General features: G+C 43.7%; 16 protein-coding genes and 1 pseudogene. 10 read left to right on the top strand and 7 right to left on the bottom strand.

Features of this window, described 5'->3' with window-relative positions:
- Positions 1–148: 148 nt before the first annotated feature.
- The 5 genes and pseudogenes from FTU35_RS05580 to secF all read left to right on the top strand — a co-directional run.
- A pseudogene (locus FTU35_RS05580) lies at positions 149–1,117 on the top strand (RNA-guided endonuclease InsQ/TnpB family protein); the annotation flags it as partial.
- Between the two features lie 291 nt (positions 1,118–1,408).
- Positions 1,409–2,539: a tRNA guanosine(34) transglycosylase Tgt gene (gene tgt / locus FTU35_RS05575; protein ID WP_004974942.1), complete on the top strand. Its 1,131-nt coding sequence runs from the start codon at positions 1,409–1,411 to the stop codon at positions 2,537–2,539.
- 103 nt (positions 2,540–2,642) lie between these two features.
- Positions 2,643–2,972 (top strand): preprotein translocase subunit YajC, encoded by a 330-nt coding sequence (gene yajC / locus FTU35_RS05570; RefSeq protein ID WP_004974939.1) that lies wholly within the window; start codon positions 2,643–2,645, stop codon positions 2,970–2,972.
- 51 nt (positions 2,973–3,023) lie between these two features.
- The gene (secD, locus tag FTU35_RS05565) at positions 3,024–4,919 is read left to right on the top strand and encodes a protein translocase subunit SecD (protein ID WP_180050549.1); all 1,896 of its coding nucleotides are present in this window, start codon (positions 3,024–3,026) and stop codon (positions 4,917–4,919) included.
- 8 nt (positions 4,920–4,927) lie between these two features.
- Positions 4,928–5,905 (top strand): protein translocase subunit SecF, encoded by a 978-nt coding sequence (secF, locus tag FTU35_RS05560; protein ID WP_171525035.1) that lies wholly within the window; start codon positions 4,928–4,930, stop codon positions 5,903–5,905.
- Between the two features lie 90 nt (positions 5,906–5,995).
- Here secF and FTU35_RS05550 read toward each other — a convergent pair whose 3' ends face one another.
- From FTU35_RS05550 to cysM, 5 genes are all read right to left on the bottom strand, one after another.
- Positions 5,996–6,649, bottom strand: coding sequence for a 4'-phosphopantetheinyl transferase superfamily protein (locus FTU35_RS05550; protein ID WP_096902676.1), 654 nt, complete (start codon positions 6,647–6,649; stop codon positions 5,996–5,998).
- A gap of 75 nt (positions 6,650–6,724) precedes the next feature.
- Positions 6,725–9,031, bottom strand: coding sequence for a bifunctional (p)ppGpp synthetase/guanosine-3',5'-bis(diphosphate) 3'-pyrophosphohydrolase (locus tag FTU35_RS05545; protein ID WP_004974935.1), 2,307 nt, complete (start codon positions 9,029–9,031; stop codon positions 6,725–6,727).
- A gap of 29 nt (positions 9,032–9,060) precedes the next feature.
- The gene (rlmD, locus tag FTU35_RS05540; protein ID WP_179997108.1) at positions 9,061–10,452 is read right to left on the bottom strand and encodes a 23S rRNA (uracil(1939)-C(5))-methyltransferase RlmD; all 1,392 of its coding nucleotides are present in this window, start codon (positions 10,450–10,452) and stop codon (positions 9,061–9,063) included.
- A gap of 6 nt (positions 10,453–10,458) precedes the next feature.
- On the bottom strand, positions 10,459–11,334 hold the full coding sequence (locus FTU35_RS05535; protein ID WP_004974933.1) for a 3'-5' exonuclease: 876 nt from the start codon (positions 11,332–11,334) through the stop codon (positions 10,459–10,461).
- 35 nt (positions 11,335–11,369) lie between these two features.
- Positions 11,370–12,302 carry a cysteine synthase CysM gene (gene cysM, locus FTU35_RS05530; protein WP_179988696.1) on the bottom strand — a complete coding sequence of 311 codons (933 nt, stop codon included), beginning with the start codon at positions 12,300–12,302 and terminating at the stop codon, positions 11,370–11,372.
- A gap of 302 nt (positions 12,303–12,604) precedes the next feature.
- Here cysM and FTU35_RS05525 point away from each other — a divergent pair, with 302 nt between their 5' ends.
- The 5 genes from FTU35_RS05525 to rsfS all read left to right on the top strand — a co-directional run bounded on the left by FTU35_RS05525 (position 12,605) and on the right by rsfS (position 18,677).
- Complete coding sequence (locus tag FTU35_RS05525) at positions 12,605–15,421, top strand: ATP-binding protein (RefSeq protein WP_004974930.1); 2,817 nt, start codon at positions 12,605–12,607, stop codon at positions 15,419–15,421.
- 196 nt (positions 15,422–15,617) lie between these two features.
- The gene (locus FTU35_RS05520) at positions 15,618–16,403 is read left to right on the top strand and encodes a crotonase/enoyl-CoA hydratase family protein (protein WP_179990684.1); all 786 of its coding nucleotides are present in this window, start codon (positions 15,618–15,620) and stop codon (positions 16,401–16,403) included.
- Between the two features lie 90 nt (positions 16,404–16,493).
- Entirely contained in the window at positions 16,494–17,360 is an 867-nt protein-coding gene (locus FTU35_RS05515; RefSeq protein ID WP_004974928.1) for an NAD(P)-dependent oxidoreductase, read from the top strand.
- A gap of 45 nt (positions 17,361–17,405) precedes the next feature.
- Positions 17,406–18,200: a hydroxypyruvate isomerase family protein gene (locus FTU35_RS05510; RefSeq protein ID WP_096901402.1), complete on the top strand. Its 795-nt coding sequence runs from the start codon at positions 17,406–17,408 to the stop codon at positions 18,198–18,200.
- A gap of 75 nt (positions 18,201–18,275) precedes the next feature.
- Entirely contained in the window at positions 18,276–18,677 is a 402-nt protein-coding gene (gene rsfS / locus FTU35_RS05505; RefSeq protein WP_004974926.1) for a ribosome silencing factor, read from the top strand.
- Between the two features lie 209 nt (positions 18,678–18,886).
- Here rsfS and FTU35_RS05500 read toward each other — a convergent pair whose 3' ends face one another.
- Both FTU35_RS05500 and FTU35_RS05495 read right to left on the bottom strand, forming a co-directional pair.
- The gene (locus tag FTU35_RS05500) at positions 18,887–20,332 is read right to left on the bottom strand and encodes an NAD(P)(+) transhydrogenase (Re/Si-specific) subunit beta (RefSeq protein ID WP_004974925.1); all 1,446 of its coding nucleotides are present in this window, start codon (positions 20,330–20,332) and stop codon (positions 18,887–18,889) included.
- A gap of 3 nt (positions 20,333–20,335) precedes the next feature.
- Complete coding sequence (locus FTU35_RS05495) at positions 20,336–20,659, bottom strand: proton-translocating transhydrogenase family protein (RefSeq protein WP_004974924.1); 324 nt, start codon at positions 20,657–20,659, stop codon at positions 20,336–20,338.
- Positions 20,660–20,667 lie beyond the last annotated feature (8 nt).

The following is a 20,667-nucleotide window of genomic DNA, read 5'->3' as shown; positions in this document are numbered from 1 at the left end:
CAAAGCACTTTAAATGTGACTTGTTCCATTTTAGAGATTTGTTTAAGATAAGATATAACTCATTGAGATGTGTCATAGTATTCGTCGTTAGAAAACAATTATTGTGACATTATTTCAATGAGTTATCTATTTTTGTCGTGTACAGAGGAATGATTTAAGTTTTAAGCACCTAAAAAGAAAAGGTGAGTTTCTATCTGCATTTGATATTGCTCAATACACCAAAGGCGCATCTAAAGAGTGTGGTTTGCACAGCCAAACCATACAGGCTGTCACCGAAGAATTAATCACACGCAGAAAGCAGTTTAAGAAAGCCAAACTCAAATGGCGTGTTAGCAACAAGAAGTCAGCAAGAAAATCACTTGGATGGATACCGTTTAAGAAAGTAGCGATCAAATACGCTGATGGATATGTTCAATATGGTAAACATCAATTCAAACTATGGGATAGCTATGGATTAAGCAAATATGCTGTTAGAACTGGTTCATTTGTTGAGGACAGCCGTGGGCGTTGGTACGTGTGCCTTGTGGTCGATTCATCGAATCAAGAAAAACCAACAGCAACCAAAGCCATAGGTATTGATCTAGGTTTAAAAGATATTGCAACCTGTTCTGATGGTACGGTTATTTCAAACCCCAAGTTCTATCGCCAATACGAAAAGAAATTAGGTATTGCTCAACGAGCAAGGAATAAAAAACGTGTACGTGCATTACACGCCAAGATTGCAAATTGCCGTAAAGACCATTTGCATAAGGCAAGTACATTACTTGTTAAAAATAATGCACTCATAATTGTAGGTGACTTAAGTGCCAAAAAGCTTGTAAAAACTAAAATGGCAAAGTCTGTTTTAGATACAGGGTTTTCAGCACTAAAAATAATGCTCAAGTATAAATGCGAGAACGCAGGGGTAATGTTTGAAGAAGTCAATGAAGCCTATACCACCCAAATCTGTTCGTGCTGCGGTGAGATCACCTCAAGTAGTCCGAGAGGTAGGACAGGTCTTGGAATAAGAGAATGGTCATGTGAGTGTGGTGTCACTCACGATAGGGACTTAAATAGTGCCATGAACATTCTTGCGCTTGGGCATAAGCGTCTAGCTGTAGGAATCACCTCCGTTTAAGGGAGGTGAGGATGTCAATGACAGTAATTTATATATTCAGCGTTTAATTCAGCACGTTGCTGCAATGGACAATCATGAACAAGGTGAAATTGCCTTACATAAAGAAATTACCCAACGTATTCAGCAATTTTACGCCATGTAAGCACAATGGATTTGAACAAAATATTTACTCGCAATTTTTACCAAGGAAAACGTATCTCAACTGGCAATTCCGTGCAGAATCTAGGAAAATATTGCACTTTTAGCATGAACAATCAGCGAACTGTTTTTTCGCCTTGATTTGGAACATATATGAAGTTTGAGAAATTAGGTCAGTCGGGGCGCGCCCGTCGTGGTCGTTTAACACTTGCTCATGGTGTGGTAGAAACCCCTGTGTTTATGCCTGTGGGGACGTATGGCACAGTCAAAGGCATGCTGCCACGCGATATTGAAGAAATTCAGGCACAGGTTATTTTAGGCAATACCTTTCATTTATATTTGCGTCCAGGGCTAGAAGTGATTCAGCAACACGGCGGTCTACATGAATTCATCAAATGGGATAAGCCTATTTTGACTGACTCTGGTGGCTTTCAGGTGTTTAGCTTAGGCGCAATGCGTAAAATTAAAGAAGAAGGTGTGACCTTCCGTTCGCCTATTGATGGCTCAAAGGTTTTTCTTTCGCCAGAAATCTCGATGGAAATTCAAAAAACCTTGAACTCTGACATCGTGATGATTTTTGACGAATGTACGCCTTATCCTGCAACACATGAAGAAGCGCAAAAATCTTTGCAATTGTCTTTACGCTGGGCAAAACGCTGTAAAACCCATCACCATGATGAACTACAAAACAGCAACGCGCTGTTCGGGATTATTCAAGGCGGTATGTACGAAGATTTACGTGTTGAATCTTTAAACGGCTTACTTGAAATTGGTTTTGATGGTTATGCCATTGGCGGTCTTTCGGTGGGTGAACCGAAAGAAGAAATGATCAAAGTACTGGATTATTTGCCAGCTAAAATGCCAGAAGATAAACCACGTTATTTGATGGGCGTCGGCAAGCCAGAAGATATTGTGGAAGCAATTCGTCGTGGCGTCGATATGTTCGACTGCGTGATGCCAACCCGTAATGCGCGCAATGGTCATTACTTTGTAACCGATGGCTTGGTGCGTATTCGTAACAGTAAGTATCGTCATGACCAAAGCCCGCTCGATCCGCATTGTGATTGCTATACTTGCAAGAACTTTACCCGCGCTTATTTGTTTCATTTAGAAAAATGTGGCGAAATGTTGGGGTCAATGTTGGGCACTATTCATAACTTACGTTATTACCAACGCTTTACCCAAGATATTCGCAATGCCTTAGATAACGGCACTTTCGATGAATTTGTACAGGACTTTTATGCCCGTCGTGGCCTAGAAGTACCGCCTTGTCCTGAAGATTAGTCTTTTCAGTATTTGCGCTGAGTAAAAAGACAAGGTAAATTGCAGAACAAACCCAATTTATTATCAGATCACTGATCGCCAGTTTTTAGTTTAGGAAAATGAAATGAGCCTTTTTATTTCGACCGCTCACGCAGCAGGTGAAGCTGCACAACAACCAAGCCTTGTGGCTAACCTTTTAATGATTGCAGTCTTCATTGCAATTTTCTACTTCCTGATTTGGCGTCCACAATCAAAGCGTGCCAAAGAGCATCGTACACTGATTGAAAGCTTGGGCGTAGGCAGTGAAGTGGTATTCGCAGGTGGTCTTATGGGTAAAATCACGAAAATTGAAGGTGATTTTGCAGTGGTAGAGCTGAACCGTGGTGTAGAAGTAAAAGTACAACGCGCGAGTGTCATTTCAGTTCTTCCTGAAGGCACATTAAACAACCTCTAATCAAAAAGAGTCGTGCTCACGCACGACTTTTTCATTTTAAGAAGAAAATAAATGCGTTACCCAGCATGGAAATATCTGCTCATCCTCGTTGTTCTTGTGGTGAGTACATTATATGCCCTGCCTAGCTTGTATCCAGATGAACCTGCTGTTCAAATTTCAGGTGCCAAAGCTGGTACCCAAATTGATCAAAGCATCATACAAAAAGCAGAGCAAATTTTACAATCAGAAAATATTGCCAGTCATGACAACAGCTTTACCAACAATGCTGCATTGTTGCGTTTAGACACCTCAGAAGCCCAACTCAAAGCCAAAGAAGCTTTACGTCGCGGTTTAGGTGATGACTATGTCGTGGCGCTGAACCTTGCGCCAACCACACCAGAATGGCTACAAAAAATTGGTGCAAAACCAATGAAACTCGGTCTGGACTTACGTGGTGGTGTGCACTTCTTATTAGAAGTGGATATGGACAAGGCCATCAGCCAGCGTATGGAAACTTCAGCCACCGATTTACGCCGTCAATTGCGTGACAACAAGCTGAAATTTAATAGCCTTTCGCTGAATAACAACACCATCACCCTACAGTTTGCCAATAATGCAGACCGTGATGCAGTGATGGATTTCTTGCGTCGTAACGGCAATGAATACACACAGCAAGCTGTAGCCACCACAGAAGGCTCTAGCTTACGTCTGAACTATACCGATGTCCGTAAACAGGAAATTCAGTCGTATGCGGTCAATCAGAACTTAACTACTTTACGTAACCGTATTAACGAGTTAGGTGTGGCTGAAGCTTTGGTACAAACTCAAGGTAGCAACCGTATTGTAGTGGAATTGCCAGGCGTACAAGATACTGCTGAAGCGAAGCGTGTACTCGGTCGTACTGCGAACCTCGAATTCCGTTTGGTGTCTGACTTAAATGATCAATATATTGATCCGTACACAGGTCAGACTACAGGTACAGTACCACCTGGCACAGAAGCGTTTGCCTTTGAATCTTTGGACAGTGGTCGCCAATTATTATTGAACCGCAGCCGTATTTTAACGGGTGAGCGTGTTCAAAATGCGTCGAGTGGTTTTAGCCAAGATACAGGCGGTGCAGAAGTTAACATTACCCTTGATGCTGCGGGCGGTAAACTCATGGCAGATGCGACACGTAACGCTGTGGGTAAACGTATGGCGGTATTGTTTATTGAAAACAAACAACGTATTAGCTATGTGACCGATGAAACTGGCACACAAACTGAAGTACGCACCCCATACACCGAATCTGTCATTATTAATGCTGCAACCATTCAGGCGGTATTGGGTTCGCAGTTCCGTATTACAGGTCTAGATTCCCCACAAGAAGCCTCTGAATTGGCCTTAATGCTTCGTGCAGGTGCCTTGGCAGCGCCAATGTACTTTGTCGAAGAACGTGTGATTGGTCCAAGCTTGGGTCAAGAAAACATTGATAAAGGCGTATTGTCGACTCAGATTGGCTTCATTTTGGTTGCAATCTGGATGGTGGTGTTCTTCCGTCTGTTTGGTCTGATTGCCAACTTCGCTTTAGTGTTTAACTTAGCCATGATTTTAACCGTCATGTCTTGGATTGGTGCATCACTCACCTTGCCGGGTATTGCGGGTATCGTAATTACCATTGGTATGGCGGTAGATGCCAACGTCTTGATTTGTGAGCGAATACGAGAAGAAATTAAGTGGGGGGCCTCGCCCAAACAAGCCATTGTGGCGGGTTATGACCGAGCGTATAACACTATTTTCGACTCGAACTTAACCACATTCTTGGTGGCATTCATTCTGTTTGCGATTGGTACAGGTCCAATCAAAGGCTTTGCTGTGACGCTCATGATTGGTATTGTCTGCTCGATGTTTACTGCAATTACAGTGACCCGTGCAATTGTACAAATCATCTACGGCAAAAAACGTAACTTGAAAAAGTTGAGCATTTAAGGAGATCACTGATGACTGAGAATACTCAACTGCCTTCAAAAAAATATGGCCGCCCTGATGATGAGCGCGTGATTCCGTTTATGAAGATTGCTTTGCCTGCGGCATTGCTTTCTATTCTATTAACGGTTGCCAGTATCTTCTTCATTGCCACCAAAGGTTTAAACTTAGGTTTGGACTTTACTGGGGGTATTGCTGCAGAACTCAACTATAGCAATCCAGTAAAAGCCACCGATGTTTCTAACGCATTGGTCAAAGCAGGCTTTAACGACCCTGTGGTACAAACGCTTGGTTCAGACCGCGACCTAATGGTACGTATGCCTGTGCAAGAAGATGTTGAAGCAGAAGACTTAACCAAAGCAATTACTGCTGCGGTACAACTACCAAATAACACGGCAACTGTGCCAAAGGTAGATGTGGTTGGTGGTCAAGTCGGTAATGAGCTGTACGTACGTTCTGCGGGCGCTGTAGCTTTAGCGCTGTTATTGATGTTGGTATACGTCACCATTCGCTTTGAATTCAAACTGGCAATGGGTGCGGTACTGTCATTGTTCCACGATATTGTGGTGACACTGGGTATTTTTGCCATGATGCAATGGCCATTTGACCTGACTGTATTGGCAGCGTTATTGGCGATTATTGGCTTCTCACTCAACGATAACATTGTTGTATCTGACCGTATTCGTGAAAACTTCCGTAAAATCCGTGGTGCAACACCACTTGAAGTGGTAAACATTGCGCTGACAGAAACTTTACGTCGTACCATTCACACCTCTATGACCCTATTATTGGTTGTAGTCGCGATGATGCTCATGGGTGGTGATGGTCTGAAATGGTTCTCGATTGCGATGTTTGTGGGTGTCTTTGTCGGAACATATTCATCTATTTACATTGGTACAGCCTTTGCCTTATGGCGCGGTTTGAACCGTCAGGACTTCATTGTTCAAGTCAAACCTGAATTTGAAGGTGAAGAGCAAGAAATTCCTTAATGCATTTCTGCTGACACCAACATTCAAGCCTATCTTCGGATAGGCTTTTTTGTGCCTTAGCATTGCGATATTTACGCTGACGTTGCGATGTTAATGTTGGATAATATGAATCTGTGGAAACTGAAAGCCTACGCAAGATGGCGCTGCTCGCCATGCTACGGTCAACATACAATCTGATAAACGAAAGTTTTGATAGGCAAAATGCCCAATCTGTGGATGATGACAAATGCCGCCCTGTGCATTGGGATGCATACGAGTATCCAACTCATTCAGGCTTAAACGAATCCCTAAACCTGATGCTTTCAGCACTGCTTCTTTAGTTGTCCAGACACGAAACCAATAATCAGCGTCGTGTTCCAAATCTTGCCAGTATTGGAGTTCATTGGGATGAAACGCATGTTGTGCCAAGGCATCGAAACGCACCTTACGGTCTAAGTCCTCGACATCTACGCCAACATCGAGCAATTCAAAACTGCTTACCAAAGCATAATGCTGACGGCTATGACTATGGTTAAACTGCAATTGAGGGAATGCTGTCAAAAATGGCTTGCCATGTGGGTTACGCTCAATATCGCTGTTTTGAATATCGTGTTCTAAGTATCCAGAAAGCAATTGATTCCGATGCCGATAAATAGCCTGTTTTTGCTGTTGAATCTGTTCACTGCGTACAGCACTTGGATCGGGACTAAAAATCTGCTGAATGCGGCTAACATTCACACAAATTTTTTTAGGTGTTTTATTCATCCGCCCTTCTCCATTTTGGCTGAAATACGATAGAAAAAAACCAGCAAACATGCTGGTTTTTTAAAGCGTGCTCGCTTAGCTGCCTTGCACCAAACGACGTGCGCTGATAATCCCTGGTTGCTGCTCTAAACGTGCCAACAAACGAGAAAGTTGCGCCAAGCCTTTAACCTCAATTAACAATTTCATATTGGCGATACCATCACTTTCAGAAATAGTATTCACCTGACGAATGTTAATTTGATCGGCAAAAATCACTTGGGTTAAGTCTTTGAGCAAACCACGGCGGTCATAGGCTTCCACCACAATTTGTACGCTTTGACCACGGGTTGGCTGCATTTCCCAATCGGCTTCTACCGCACGTTCAGGTTCGTTGCCAATCATACGCACATAGTCCGAACACGCCACTTTGTGAATACTCACACCACGGTTCAGGGTAATATACCCCGCAATCGCTTCACCATGCACAGGCTGACAGCATTGTGCGATATGCAGTTCAACGTTATCCAAACCATCAATCAAAATGCCATGTGCCGATAAGGTATGGCTGGCACGTGGGTTCAAGGTTGGCTTCAACACCAGTTCAGGTTCATCCTGATCTAAGTGCATGTGACGATTGACCTGATTAATTAAGGCATGCAGGCTAATATCACCATTCACCAAACCAATCAGAATGTCTTCACCTGTTTTGACGTTAAAGTGATTGCAATAATCATTTAAATCAATACTTTTTGGATGAATCGCCAAACGTGACAATTCTTTATTGAGCACTTCACGCCCAACTTCCAGATTTTTACTGCGGTCTTGCTGTCTAAACCAATGACGCAGCTTATCGCGCGCACGTGCTGTCTTAATATAACCTAAAGAATTCACCAACCAATCACGGTTCGGTTCACGGTCTTTTTTGGTCAAAATCTCGACCTGCTCGCCTGTTTTTAAAGTATAGGTGAGCGGCACATAGCGCTGATTGACCCGTGCGGCATAGCATTTATTGCCGACTTCGGTATGCACATGATAAGCAAAGTCCAGCACCGTTGAGCCACGTGGCAATTCTTTAATATCACCATCACGGCTGAACACATAAATTTTCTCAAAATCTTCAAACTCTTGGATTTGTTCAAAATTTTCAGAATCATCATCTTCTTTATGTGCGCTGGCATCGTTACGTTCCTGATAGTGCTCTAAAACAGAACGCAAAGAATGTAAACGATGATTAAACGAATGGTCTGTGGCTTTAGAACCTTCTTTATAATTAAAGTGTGAACATACCCCAAGCTCGGCTTCTTCGTGCATATCTAGGGTACGAATTTGCACTTCAAGCGACTTGTTTTCTGCAATTACGGCAGTATGCAATGAGCGATAACCATTGGCTTTTGGATTGGTAATGTAATCATCAAACTGGTGCGGAATATGCCGCCACAATTGATGTACGATGCCCAAAGAGTGGTAACACTCTGGAATGGTTTTCACCAAAACACGTACAGCACGAATGTCATAGAGCTGATCGAAGCTGAGGTTTTTACTCTTCATTTTTCGATAAATCGAATAAATGTGTTTCACCCGCCCGCTAATTTCGGCATGAATACCATTATTGCCCAGCTCTGTACGCAATTGCTCAATTACGTTTTGAATGTAGTTTTCACGCTCCAAACGCTTTTCATTCAGTAACGTCGCAATTTCTTTATAACGGTCTGGCGCCAAATAACGGAAGGCTAAATCTTCGAGTTCCCATTTCAGTTGGGCAATGCCTAAACGGTGTGCCAATGGCGAGTAAATGGTTAAAATTTCTCGCGCCACACGCTCCTGACGTTCTTTGGAAGCGGTTGCCAACTCACGTAATGAATAGGTACGTTCTGCCAGTTTAATTAGCACCACGCGCACATCTTCCGTCATGGAAATCAGCATTTTATAAATGCCTGTTAAATGTTCACGCTGGTTATTATTAAAATGGTCTTCTAAACGCTTATTTTTCTCAATCAGTTCAGACAACTTACCCATCGACAAGGTGCCTTTGATCAAGCCATAAACTGCTTCACCAAATTCTTCACGCACTTCATCTAACTGCATGACATTTTCACGCACGCTACGATAGAGCATGGCTGCAGACAAAGTGTCTTCATCGACATGCAAGTGCGCTAAAATATTCGCCATCTCAATACCTGTATATAAGGTATGCGATGGATGACTGACGTCTGTTTCCAGCTCTTTTTTCAGGGTGTAATTGGCAACGCGTTCTAATTGTTCAAGTGCCGCCCCATCGTAAATCCCGCGTACTCGGTCTAGCCATTCTGCTAAATCCTGTCGGGCTTGCTCGGCATGTTCTACAGTCGTTTCCTCAGACAGTTCATTTAAACGTCCAGGAAGTTGTTCACGTACTGTGACCATACCCTTCTCCTACCTCTATGTACTTCATATTATAAATCGTTTATTTGCTTTTCTTTCTCAAACAAGGCAATGGATTCGACATGCCCCGTATGCGGAAACATATCCATCACGCCTGCTTTTTTCAATTGATAGCCCTGCTTGACCAATACACCTGCATCCCTTGCGAGTGTGGCTGGATTACAAGACACATAAACGATTCTATCTGCGCCAAATTTGGGCACATAATACATCACTTCCTCTGCGCCTGAACGCGGAGGGTCAATTAATAATGCCTCAAATCCTTGATTTGCCCAAGAATGATGCGAAAAATCTTTTGTTAAATCTTGTGAATAAAACTTAACATTGTCTAAATCATTACGTTGTGCATTCTCTGCACCACGCTGCACCATTTGCTCTGAACCCTCTACAGCAACCACCTTTCCTGTTGCACCTACACAACGTGCAAGCGGCAATGAAAAGTTGCCTAATCCACAAAACAGATCAAGCACCCGATCACCTGATTTTAAGTTAAGCAAATCACATGCCAGCTTAACCATTTGTGGATTAATTGTAGAATTGACTTGGGTAAAGTCTTGGGGATGAAAGCCAAAATTCACATCAAAATCATCTAAACGATAATGCAAACGCATTGCTGCATGCGGATCATCAACCCGATGCAAACTGTCTGGACCTTCAGGCTGCAAATACAATTGCCAGTGTTTCTGTAACGCAAACTGCTGTAACTGGTTGATATCGGCTGCAGATAGTTGTTCTGTATGCCGCACCACCAAAGCAATCTCTGGATCTCCCATCGCCAATTCTATATGACCAATATGGGCCTTGCCTGTTAGACTTTGGAGTAGCTGCTTGATTCGTGTTAACGAACCAAATGCCTGATCCAACACCATACAGCGGTCAATTGAGGTCAGTTTATTGCTATTGCGCTCACGAAAACCGACCACCAATTTGTCTTGACTGGCAATATAACGCACCCCAACACGGGCTTTGCAGCGATAATCTTCACGCTGTGAACGCAAAGGCGCTAACCATTCTTCAGGCTGAATTTGCGCAAAATGTTGCAGATGCGACTGCAACACCTGTTGTTTGAGATGAATCTGCTCATCCAACTGAATATGCTGCATGCTACAACCACCGCAACGCTGATAATGTGGACATTGTGGCGTAACCCGTAATGTCGAAGGCTCACCCAGCACTTCTAGACACTCGGCTTCTTCTAAGCGTTTGTTACTATGCGTAATTTTGGCGCGTACTGTTTCACCAGGCAATGCGCCCTCTATAAAAACTGTTTTCCCCTGCTTCTCGGCTGGATGACCCGACTGAGCTGTGTAGTGTGCAATCCCGCGCCCTTCATGTGACAACGATTCCACCTGAAAGCAATATTCAGCCTGCTGCGTGGTACGGTTTTTACTGCGATGTTTCATATCAGTCTAAATATCGGAAGATGGGGAAGATTGAAAAGGCATCACGGATTCATTTGAAGGCGTGGTGACACTTTGTTCAGGAAAATCTGTACGGGTAAATTCAGTTTGCTGCGAACTGTGCTGCCACACGCTTAAAAAGTCTGCATGCTGCGGCTGAGTATGCAAATATTGAATGGTATGCTGTACCCATAAAGTATGCTCTTCAAGCAGCAATTGCCCTTTGAGCAGCAGCCAACGCAAATAAATCAACCAAGTATTTAAGACATCGCCTTCACAATAACGCGTCAGCCTTGACCATTCGCCGCTTTGCATAAATGCAGGAACATGATAGCCCGCATCTACACGTTTACCCGGAAAACCTAGCAAATACGCAATGTCATCCAACTTTTGAAAATGACGACCATTAAACATTGCCATCACATCCATTAAATCGACATGACGCTGATGGTAACGGTTTTGATAATTGTTATAGCGCTTTTGCTGATCAATCTCGCCCTGATCAAATAAACTTGGTGCAGACAGCCCGTGATACATGGCGCGGAATAAAATCACTGGCAAGTCAAACTGCGAACCGTTCCAACTGACCAAAGTCGGATGACGCTTATCAAAAATAGACAAAAACTTTTTCAGCATTGTCGCTTCGCTGTCATGTTCACGGCTAAAGGAAAACAGCTTCATGCCGTGTTCATCAATCCACAAGCCTGAAATACACACAATTTCATGCAAAGGCAAACGCTGAAAATCGGTTCCTGCCTCTTGGCGACGCAACTTCATTAATGCTTGTTCAAGCTCTGCTTCGGGTAAATCGAGTTGATATAAATGCGCGCCTGACTTCAAATCGGTAACGGTTTCTATATCGAAAATCAGCACAGGTAAACGCATAAAATCTTACTCAATGGGTGATAGAAAAATGAATATCACAATTCAGTATCTTGAACAGAGAACAAACCTGTCGATAAATAACGATCACCACGGTCACAAACAATACAAACAATCACTGCATCTGGATTTTCTTCGGCAATTTTTAAAGCTGCCCATACCGCACCGCCCGATGATGTGCCTGCGCTGATGCCTTCTTTTTGCGCCAGTTTACGCATGGTTTTTTCCGCTTCAATTTGCGGAATATCAATAATACGATCAACACGACTACGGTCAAAAATGGTTGGTAAATATGCTTCAGGCCAACGGCGAATCCCTGCAATACTTGAACCATCTGAAGGTTGTAAACCAATAATTTGAATCTCTGGATTTTGTTCTTTTAAGTATTTAGACACCCCCATAATGGTGCCTGTTGTGCCCATAGAGCTGACAAAGTGGGTAATTTTACCGCCCGTTTGCTGCCAAATTTCAGGCCCTGTGGTCAGGTAATGTGCTTCAACATTATCTGGGTTACCAAATTGGTTCAGCACCAAGCCTTTGCCTTCGCGTTGCATTTGCAAAGCCAAATCGCGCGCGCCTTCCATGCCTTGTGCTTTAGTCACTTCAATCAATTCTGCACCATAGGCACGCATGGCATCTTTACGTTCTTGGCTCATATTGTCAGGCATGATCAGCTGCATTTTATAGCCACGCATAGCTGCAACCATCGCCAAAGCAATGCCGGTATTGCCACTGGTTGCCTCAATTAAAGTATCGCCCGGTTGAATTTCACCGCGTTTTTCTGCCTGCATAATCATGTTGTAGGCAGGACGATCTTTAACAGAACCCGCAGGGTTATTGCCTTCCAGTTTTGCCAAAACCGTTGCCTGCGTATGACTTGCCAAACGCTGCAAACGCACCAATGGGGTTTTGCCCACATAATGATCTAACAAAAATTCATCACTTTGGAAATCTGATTGGGTATCAAGCATGGTCTGCACCAATATCAAGGTGGGCTTATTGTATGAAAATTTGCACCTTCCTGCACGTTTTTCACAGGCTTTTTATCAAAACAGCAATAGTCTGCCGACAATTTATGCATCACTTACTGCCTACACAATTCTAGGCAAGATGAACACAATTTCAGATTGTCTTTTGCGGGATGGATGCAAAAAAATGCACACCGATTGATTGCGAGATGCAGCTGAACCACTCGCACCAAACAGATGAAAACACAGTCGGGAGAAATAAAGCATGCTAAACTGCCAAACATAGGGATTGAACTGCGTTAACCATGTCAAATATCAATAAAAAGTTATTTAAGCGCTTACATTTAAATCATGCTTATGGACAGCTGATTGCACTTATTTTTGTGCCAATTATGGTTTTGGCATGCGTCGGCACGATGTTGGTTTTATCTGAAACCTCGAATGCCGCAAAAGCACAGCAGCGGCAAATGGCAATTGCGATTTTGACCCGTTTTGAGTTGCCATCTGAAGCAGCTTTGCATCAACTGGCTAGCTTTCCGTGGAAGTACGAAGAAGCACGTACTTTTATGCAAAATATGATGAACGAAAAGCACTTGATTCGTACTGCACTGATTGATGCTTCAGGTACGCGCCGTTTAAGCATGGGTTTTCAAGACCAAGCCGAATGGCCCAAATTCCCTAAAAATGCCGATTTTTTTGGCCCAATTCTGTATAAAAATAATCATGTGTATGGCATGCAAATTCAGCAAGACATCAACCGTCCTGCATGGTTGCTGATTGAACTGGACAATCAGCCATTACAAATTGCCCGTTATCGGGTCATGATTGTATTAATTGCCACAGGCTTGCTGACCCTGTTGTTGTTATTGCTGTGTCTGAATTTCTATTCACGACGCTGGATTGCACCCATGTATGAAATCCGCATGCAGCTACAACGCCTGAATGCCGATACGCTCGATCAACACATGGTCATTAACAGCACTGGCGAATTACGCTTATTGCAGCGGGATATTGCCAATGTGGTAAAACGCCTGCATTTCAGCTTTTTAGAACTCAAAGAACATACCGAACAAACCGAAGATGACTTGCGCCGCACCCTCGATACTTTGGAAGTGCAAAACATCACTTATCGTCAGGCACGTGACCAAGCGATTTCTGCCAACCAGTCTAAATCGGTATTTTTAGCTAACATCAGCCACGAACTCAGAACACCGTTAAACAGTATTGATGGCTTTATTCACCTGTTATTGCGTCAGGAAAATCTGAGCAATGAGCAGAATTTGTATTTACAGACTATTCGTAAATCATCGGCGCATCTTTTAGCACTCATTAATGACGTATTGGATTTTTCTAAAATTGATGCAGGCAAACTGGAGCTGGATACCGCACCCTTTGATTTAGAAGAAGCCATTTTTGATGTAATGGATATGCTCTCGCCTTTGGCTGCGCAAAAGCACATCAACATGGCCTTTTATTTTGCCGATAACGTGCCGCAATATGTGCTGGGCGATGCTTTACGTTTCAAGCAAATTTTGACCAATTTAATTTCCAATGCGATTAAATTCACCCCCGATGGTGAAATTATTGTACGGGCACGGGTAGAACATGACGATATTGGACAATGCCTGATTCACTTTAGCGTCCAAGACAGCGGCATTGGTTTAAGCGGCACAGACCGTAAAAAATTGTTTGAGTCTTTCTCTCAAGGTGATACTTCGGTCACGCGTCAATTTGGTGGTACAGGTTTAGGTTTGGCCATTTCCAAACAGTTGGTGCATTTGATGCAAGGTCAAATTGGCTTTGAAGACAATCAGGAACGCGCCCCAACCGAAAAAGGCTCGACCTTCTGGTTTACTGCCATGTTTGCGGTAGATGAAGCGCATGCACAGCAGCATCCAAACTTTAAAGAGATTCAGGTGGTGTCGTATTTGGCGCACCCTGCCACAGCGAATGTCTTGCGTCATTATCTTGAAAATTATGCGGTGCGACATATTGAAGCCGCTTCAATTTTAGATTTATTTAGCCGCTTAAAAGATGTATCCGACCTGCAAGACAATACTTGGTTGATTGTTGATCATAGTGGCGACACCGAAGCTTTATTAAAAGAAATTCGTACCCGTTATCAAGGTAACTTGGCAGTGTATGGCTATCAAATGGCGCTAGACCCAAGTCTGTTAAATGAATATCGAGCGCGGGCTTTGTATCAACCACTCAGTCGTTCCGCCTTAATTGACTTACTTAACAATGAAAACAGTTTTGATGAACAGGATTCTGCATCATTTGATGGTAAAGGCCTGCACATTTTAGCGGTGGATGACCATCTACCAAACCTGATTGTACTCGAAGCCTTGTTAGGCGAACTGAATGTGACCACCACCAAAGCGCAAAGCGGTCAGGAAGCGTTGGGAATTTTGCAGCAACGTATTGAGCAGGGACAGCAACCATTTGACCTGATCTTTATGGATATTCAAATGCCTGTGATGTCGGGGGTAGATACCACTCGTGCGATTCGTTCTTTAGAATCAACTTTGGAAAATCACAAACGCTTGCCTATTATTGCTCTCACCGCGCATGCACTTGCCGATGAAAAGCAAAAATTACTCAAAGTCGGTATGGATGACTATGTCACCAAACCGATTCAGATTGAACAAATCATCCAAATTTTAACCCATTGGACCACGCAAAGTTTTAATAAGCCACCTGCAGTCGATAAAGCCATTGTGATTGAAGCGCTAGATCCACAGGTGTTGGATTGGCAACAAAGCCTAATGCTGGCAGCCAACAAAGAAGACCTTGCAGTGGATTTACTGAAAATGCTAGTGGATAGCTTTGCCACAGAATTACATGAAATTGAACAGCTGATTGAACTGGAAGATTTCCCACAACTCGAGCATGTGTTGCATCGTCTGTATGGTGCGACCCGCTATGTTGGCACACCGAACCTGCAAGAAGTAACAGGCTCATTTGAACAGTTTGTTTCGACCTTACGTAAAGAACGTCGTAAAGCCGATGATCTGTTTGTGCAAGAGGTCTTAAACCGTTATCAGGAATTACAAACCTGTATACAGCAAGTTGAACATGCGGCAGAACACATTTTTACCAAACACAATGCGGTGAGTTAGCCAACATCAAAGTGACATTCACCGCGAACGCCTCAACGAGAAGATACAGTTTGTAAGCACGACTCACCCAGCACTATTCACAAAAAAAAGTCACGTAATCAAAGGCAAGGTCGCAAGGCTTTGCCGTGACTCTGCTGTCATTTATCGCACTGCTGCCCATGTTATGCTTTGCCCAGTAAAAACAAGAGCTCACATCATGACCTTACTTCGTATCGAAAAAAATAATGGCATCGCCACAGTTTCCCTGAACCGCCCAGACAAACGCAATGCCATGAGTTTTGCCCTACTCAAAGAATTGGTGCGGACTGCCGAAAAACTTAAAAAAGACCGCAGCTTACGTTGTGTGATTTTAACAGGCGAAGCAAAGGTATTTAGTGCAGGCATTGACTTGGCCGACCTCAACAATCCACAAAACCGTGCATTTGCGGCTTGGGAGTTAATTAAGCCGGGGCAAAGCCTGTTTCAAAAAGCATTTCTCGTTTGGCAACAATTGCCTGTACCTGTAATTGCTGCAATTGAAGGCTATTGTTTTGGCGCAGGGATGCAATTGGCTTTGGCTACAGATATTCGTATCGCGCATCCTGACACGCAAATGTCGATTATGGAAAGCCGTTGGGGCTTAGTGCCTGATATGGGGCTAAGCCGTTCATTAAAAGGTTTAATTGGTTTAGACCTTGCCAAAGAACTGACCTTAACTGCACGTATTTTTGATGCCAACTATGCCAAAGAAATTGGTTTGGTCACGCATTTAGATGCAACCCCCTTACAAAAAGCACAAGCCCTTGCTGAAGAAATTGCACAACGCTCCCCAGATGCATTGGCTGCAGCCAAACAAGTGCTGGATGCTATGGAACATGCGCCAAATAAATCTTTACGTTTAGAAAAAATTTGGCAATTAAAATTATTGCTGGGTAAAAATAGCCAACTGGCACGTAAAAAGGACAAGAACCCTGAAGTGACCTTTGCACCGCGTCAGTTTTGATTCAGTTCAAACACAACAGACTTTGACCAAAGGCTAAATTGACATTTCAAGCCAGACTTGTACTGTAGGCAAAAACGGAGAATCAGCGCTATGCATTTTGATCGTGACACAAAAATCGCTTTTTTAGGTATGGGACTTATGGGGACGCGCATGGCAACCCGCTTAGTTCAGGCAGGTTTTGAGGTCGCGGTGTGGAATCGTAGCCCTGCGGCTTGCGAATCTGTGCTCAGTCTAGGGGCAAAGTCGCTGCAATTGAGCGAGATCGGACAATATCCAGTGATCTTGAGTTGCCTTGCCGATGATCATGCCGTCCAAGCTGTATTAGATCAAATTGAGCCATTTTTGACTGCTCAACAAGTTATTGTCGATTTTTCCAGTTTGTCTGTAGATCAAACCCAAAAGCTAGCGCAGCAAGCCAGCCTCAAACAGGTCACATGGATTGACTCACCTGTATCGGGAGGCACTGCGGGAGCCGAACAAGGTAGTTTGGTGATTTTTGCAGGGGGTGATGCAAACACCATCGAAAAATTAAGCCCGATTTATCATGTGCTGTCACAACGTGTAACCCGTATGGGTGAAACAGGCACAGGACAAGCCACTAAAATCTGCAACCAACTGATTGTTGCTGCCAACAGCACCCTAATTGCCGAAGCTGTTGCCTTAGCAGGACAGGCAGGCGTAGACACCCGTTTACTTGCACCTGCTTTGGCGGGTGGTTTTGCCGACTCGAAACCGTTTCAGATTTTAACTCCACGTATGGCAACTCACAGTTTTGAGCCTGTGCAATGGAAAGTCCAAACCCTGTCTAAAGATTTAAACAATGCCTTACAACTGGCAGCGCAATTTCAGTTACAGATTCCTGTGGCAGAAAAAGCCCTTTCACAACTGCAAGCCCATCAAGCCAAAGGTTTTGCAGAAGCAGATTTAGCCACCATTATTCATCAGGTCGAAGCTTAATCGGCTTGATTCCTGATCCAACCTTTGCCTGCAAGGAGCACCTGCATGTCTAAACTGGCGGTTAATCTGTCGATGATTTTTACCGAAGTGCCTTTAATTGAACGCTTTGCCCTTGCACGCGAACATGGTTTTCAGCATGTTGAAATTCAATTTCCCTATGAGCTGAGTATTGAGCAGATTCAAACCCAACTCACACTCCACCAACTCAGCCTGTGTTTAATCAATGTCCCTGCGGGTGACCTCATGCAAGGCGGCAATGGTTTGGCGGGCGTACCCGGAAAAGAGATTGAATTTCATCATGCCTTAGAGTTAGCCATCCGCTATGCCACGGCATTAAATGTCCCTAGCGTCAATATTTTGGCAGGCAAACAACCTGTCGATGCCGATTTACTGCCTTGCTTAAACACACTGGCAGAAAACCTAAAACTGGCCTGCTCGATGCTCACTCAACATCATATTCAGCCTGTCTTTGAAATGATTAATGGCACCGACATGCCACGCTTTTTAGTACAAAATATTGCGCAAGCTCAAGAGATGCTAGAAGCAGTCAAACATCCTGCTCTTAAAATGCAATACGACTGTTATCACATGGCGATGATGGGTGAAGATGTGCTGAGCGCATTGCAAGAAAACATTCAGGATATTGGTCATATCCAGTTTGCCGACAATCCAGGACGCCATGAACCCGATTCAGGCGAGCTAGACTATACTACTATTTTCAAATGGTTACAGCACAGTGCTTATTCAGGCTATATCGCTGCAGAATACCGCCCAAGTCTGGCGTCAAATCAATCATTTGCATGGAAAGACAAATACTTTCCCTCAAATCAAAGTGGTTAAAATTAAACCGATTTGAAATTTCAGGCTAAAACAGCTATATTAGACGATGAATAATTTTAGGAAATTATACACCCCATGAATTTAGAACCATCGCCCGGCGCTTCTAATTCTCACGATCTTGCAATGAATACCCAAAAGCATGACGTACAAACTTGTCTTAAAGTTGTACATGAAGCTCTCCTTGATGTAAAAGCCAAAGAAATTGTTGAACTTGATGTCAGCAGCATCAGCAATGTTTCAGATGCCATTGTGATTGCTAGCGGTACATCAACTCGCCACGTAAAATCTCTTGCCGACAATGTTGCCGAAGAAGCGCGCAAAGCAGGCTTCCGCCCAATTGGTATTGAAGGTGAACGTGATGCAGAATGGATCTTGGTCGATCTTGGTATGGTAGTGGTTCACATCATGCTACCAACAGCGCGTAAATTCTACGACCTAGAAAGCTTATGGCGCACTACGCCTGAGTCTGTTGCTTAATACAACAGCTCACTTGAGCAGCCTTAAAGATACACAAAAAGCGACTTTCAAATAAGTCGCTTTTTTAATGCGGATCTTTTGAAGTTTAGATCTCTAATCGTTTTTATATCGTATTAACCTACCCTAACCAAATTCCCTATCTCGACTGACCACTTTACATCAGCCATAAAAAACCGCCCGAAGGCGGTTTCATCTCTAGGAACAGTGTCTTAGTGACCTGTACCGTTGATTGATTTAGTCATATCTTCCACAACTTTCTTGGCATCACCAAAAATCATCATGGTCTTGTCGTTATAGAACAAGTCGTTGTCTAGACCCGCATAACCTGTTGCCATTGAGCGCTTGATGACCATAATGGTACGTGCTTTATGCGCTTCAAGAATTGGCATGCCGTAAATTGGCGAGTTTGGATCGTCTTTTGCCGCAGGGTTAACTACGTCATTTGCACCAATCACCAACACCACATCTGTTGCAGGGAAATCTGAGTTGATTTCGTCCATTTCTAAGATGTCTTCATACGGTACGTCTGCTTCTGCAAGTAATACGTTCATGTGACCCGGCATACGACCTGCCACTGGGTGAATCGCAAAACGAACAGTTACACCTTGCTCTTTTAACAAGTTGGCCAATTCTTTGACCGCATTCTGTGCACGACCTTGCGCCATACCATAGCCCGGTACAATTACTACGCTGTCTGCATTTGACATCAAGAAGCCAGCATCATCAGCAGAACCTGAACGGTAGTTACGTTGCACTTGCGCACCCGCTGCTGCCGTTGGTGCTGCTGCACCACCCATCGCACCACCAAACAATACGTTGATGATTGAACGGTTCATGGCTTTACACATGATGTAAGACAGAATCGCACCTGAAGAACCGACCAATGAGCCTGCAACAATCAGCATGTTGTTTTCAAGTGTGAAACCAATACCTGCTGCCGCCCAACCTGAGAACGAGTTCAACAATGACACCACAACTGGCATGTCACCACCACCCACTGGTGCAATCCATACCCAACCGAATGCCAATGCTAAACCTGTCATTGCCCAGAATGAAGTCATGTTGCCGCTCAGGAAGAAGTGAATCCCAAAACCGAGCATAGCAAGGAAAATTAACGCCTGAACAGGTTTTACCCATGCACCCGAAATAGTTTTTGCCCATTTCTTCGCCGCCAATTTACCGTATGCAAAAACAGATGCAGTAAAGGTAATCGCCCCCACGAAACAGCCCACAAACAATTCAAATAAATGAACTTTGCTCATTTCATGGAAAGTAATGCCATTTGCAGCCAACAAGTCTGGACCAAGTTCGATTAACTTGTTGTTATGAATAATCGCAGCAATCGCAATTAAAACTGCAGCCAAACCGACTAAAGAGTGCATTAACGCTACAGTTTCAGGCATTTGAGTCATTGGCACCGTACGTGCGCGGGCAATACCCACCACCGCACCTGCTGCCATAGCTGCCAGAATCATCCACACAACTGGATTGTCTGCCACAAAGAATGTAGTCAAGACTGCAATCGCCATTGCGATCATGCCGTAACGGTTGCCCGCAATCGCAGTTTTAGGCCCAGACAAACCACGTAAAGTTAAGATAAAGAGCACAGCCCCGATTAAATAGAACCAGTCTGCATATTCACGAATAAATTCCATGCATTAGCCCTCTTTTTTCTTTGCTTTTGGTTTGAACATTTCCAGCATACGTGCAGTCACTGCAAAACCACCGAAAATATTGATGCTTGCCAAGAACACAGCAATCGCACCCAGTACACTCACCACATTAATGGTTTGGAAATCGACACTGCCTTCTACACCCATGATTGGTAGACCAACAGTTTGAATCATCGCACCGACAATAATGATTGAAGAAAGTGCATTGGTTACTGCCATTAATGGCGTATGTAACGCAGGTGTTACCCCCCACACCACGTAGTAACCTACGAAGATGGCAAGGACAAAAATCGTAATTGTTTCAACCATGAGAATTC

Source organism: Acinetobacter sp. YH12095, assembly GCF_013419245.1.
GTDB classification, from domain to species: domain Bacteria; phylum Pseudomonadota; class Gammaproteobacteria; order Pseudomonadales; family Moraxellaceae; genus Acinetobacter; species Acinetobacter towneri.
The sequence above is the reverse complement of the archived record's forward strand: the minus strand, read 5'-3'. Positions and strand labels throughout refer to the sequence as shown.

Excerpts from the sequence above, each read along its gene's own strand:
- tgt (WP_004974942.1), top strand. The coding sequence starts at position 1,409 with ATGAAGTTTGAGAAATTAGGTCAGTCGGGGCGCGCCCGTCGTGGTCGT.
- yajC (WP_004974939.1), top strand. The coding sequence starts at position 2,643 with ATGAGCCTTTTTATTTCGACCGCTCACGCAGCAGGTGAAGCTGCACAA.
- secD (WP_180050549.1), top strand. The coding sequence starts at position 3,024 with ATGCGTTACCCAGCATGGAAATATCTGCTCATCCTCGTTGTTCTTGTG.
- FTU35_RS05550 (WP_096902676.1), bottom strand. The coding sequence starts at position 6,649 with ATGAATAAAACACCTAAAAAAATTTGTGTGAATGTTAGCCGCATTCAG.
- FTU35_RS05545 (WP_004974935.1), bottom strand. The coding sequence starts at position 9,031 with ATGGTCACAGTACGTGAACAACTTCCTGGACGTTTAAATGAACTGTCT.
- rlmD (WP_179997108.1), bottom strand. The coding sequence starts at position 10,452 with ATGAAACATCGCAGTAAAAACCGTACCACGCAGCAGGCTGAATATTGC.
- FTU35_RS05535 (WP_004974933.1), bottom strand. The coding sequence starts at position 11,334 with ATGCGTTTACCTGTGCTGATTTTCGATATAGAAACCGTTACCGATTTG.
- cysM (WP_179988696.1), bottom strand. The coding sequence starts at position 12,302 with ATGCTTGATACCCAATCAGATTTCCAAAGTGATGAATTTTTGTTAGAT.
- FTU35_RS05525 (WP_004974930.1), top strand. The coding sequence starts at position 12,605 with ATGTCAAATATCAATAAAAAGTTATTTAAGCGCTTACATTTAAATCAT.
- FTU35_RS05520 (WP_179990684.1), top strand. The coding sequence starts at position 15,618 with ATGACCTTACTTCGTATCGAAAAAAATAATGGCATCGCCACAGTTTCC.
- FTU35_RS05515 (WP_004974928.1), top strand. The coding sequence starts at position 16,494 with ATGCATTTTGATCGTGACACAAAAATCGCTTTTTTAGGTATGGGACTT.
- FTU35_RS05510 (WP_096901402.1), top strand. The coding sequence starts at position 17,406 with ATGTCTAAACTGGCGGTTAATCTGTCGATGATTTTTACCGAAGTGCCT.
- rsfS (WP_004974926.1), top strand. The coding sequence starts at position 18,276 with ATGAATTTAGAACCATCGCCCGGCGCTTCTAATTCTCACGATCTTGCA.
- FTU35_RS05500 (WP_004974925.1), bottom strand. The coding sequence starts at position 20,332 with ATGGAATTTATTCGTGAATATGCAGACTGGTTCTATTTAATCGGGGCT.
- FTU35_RS05495 (WP_004974924.1), bottom strand. The coding sequence starts at position 20,659 with ATGGTTGAAACAATTACGATTTTTGTCCTTGCCATCTTCGTAGGTTAC.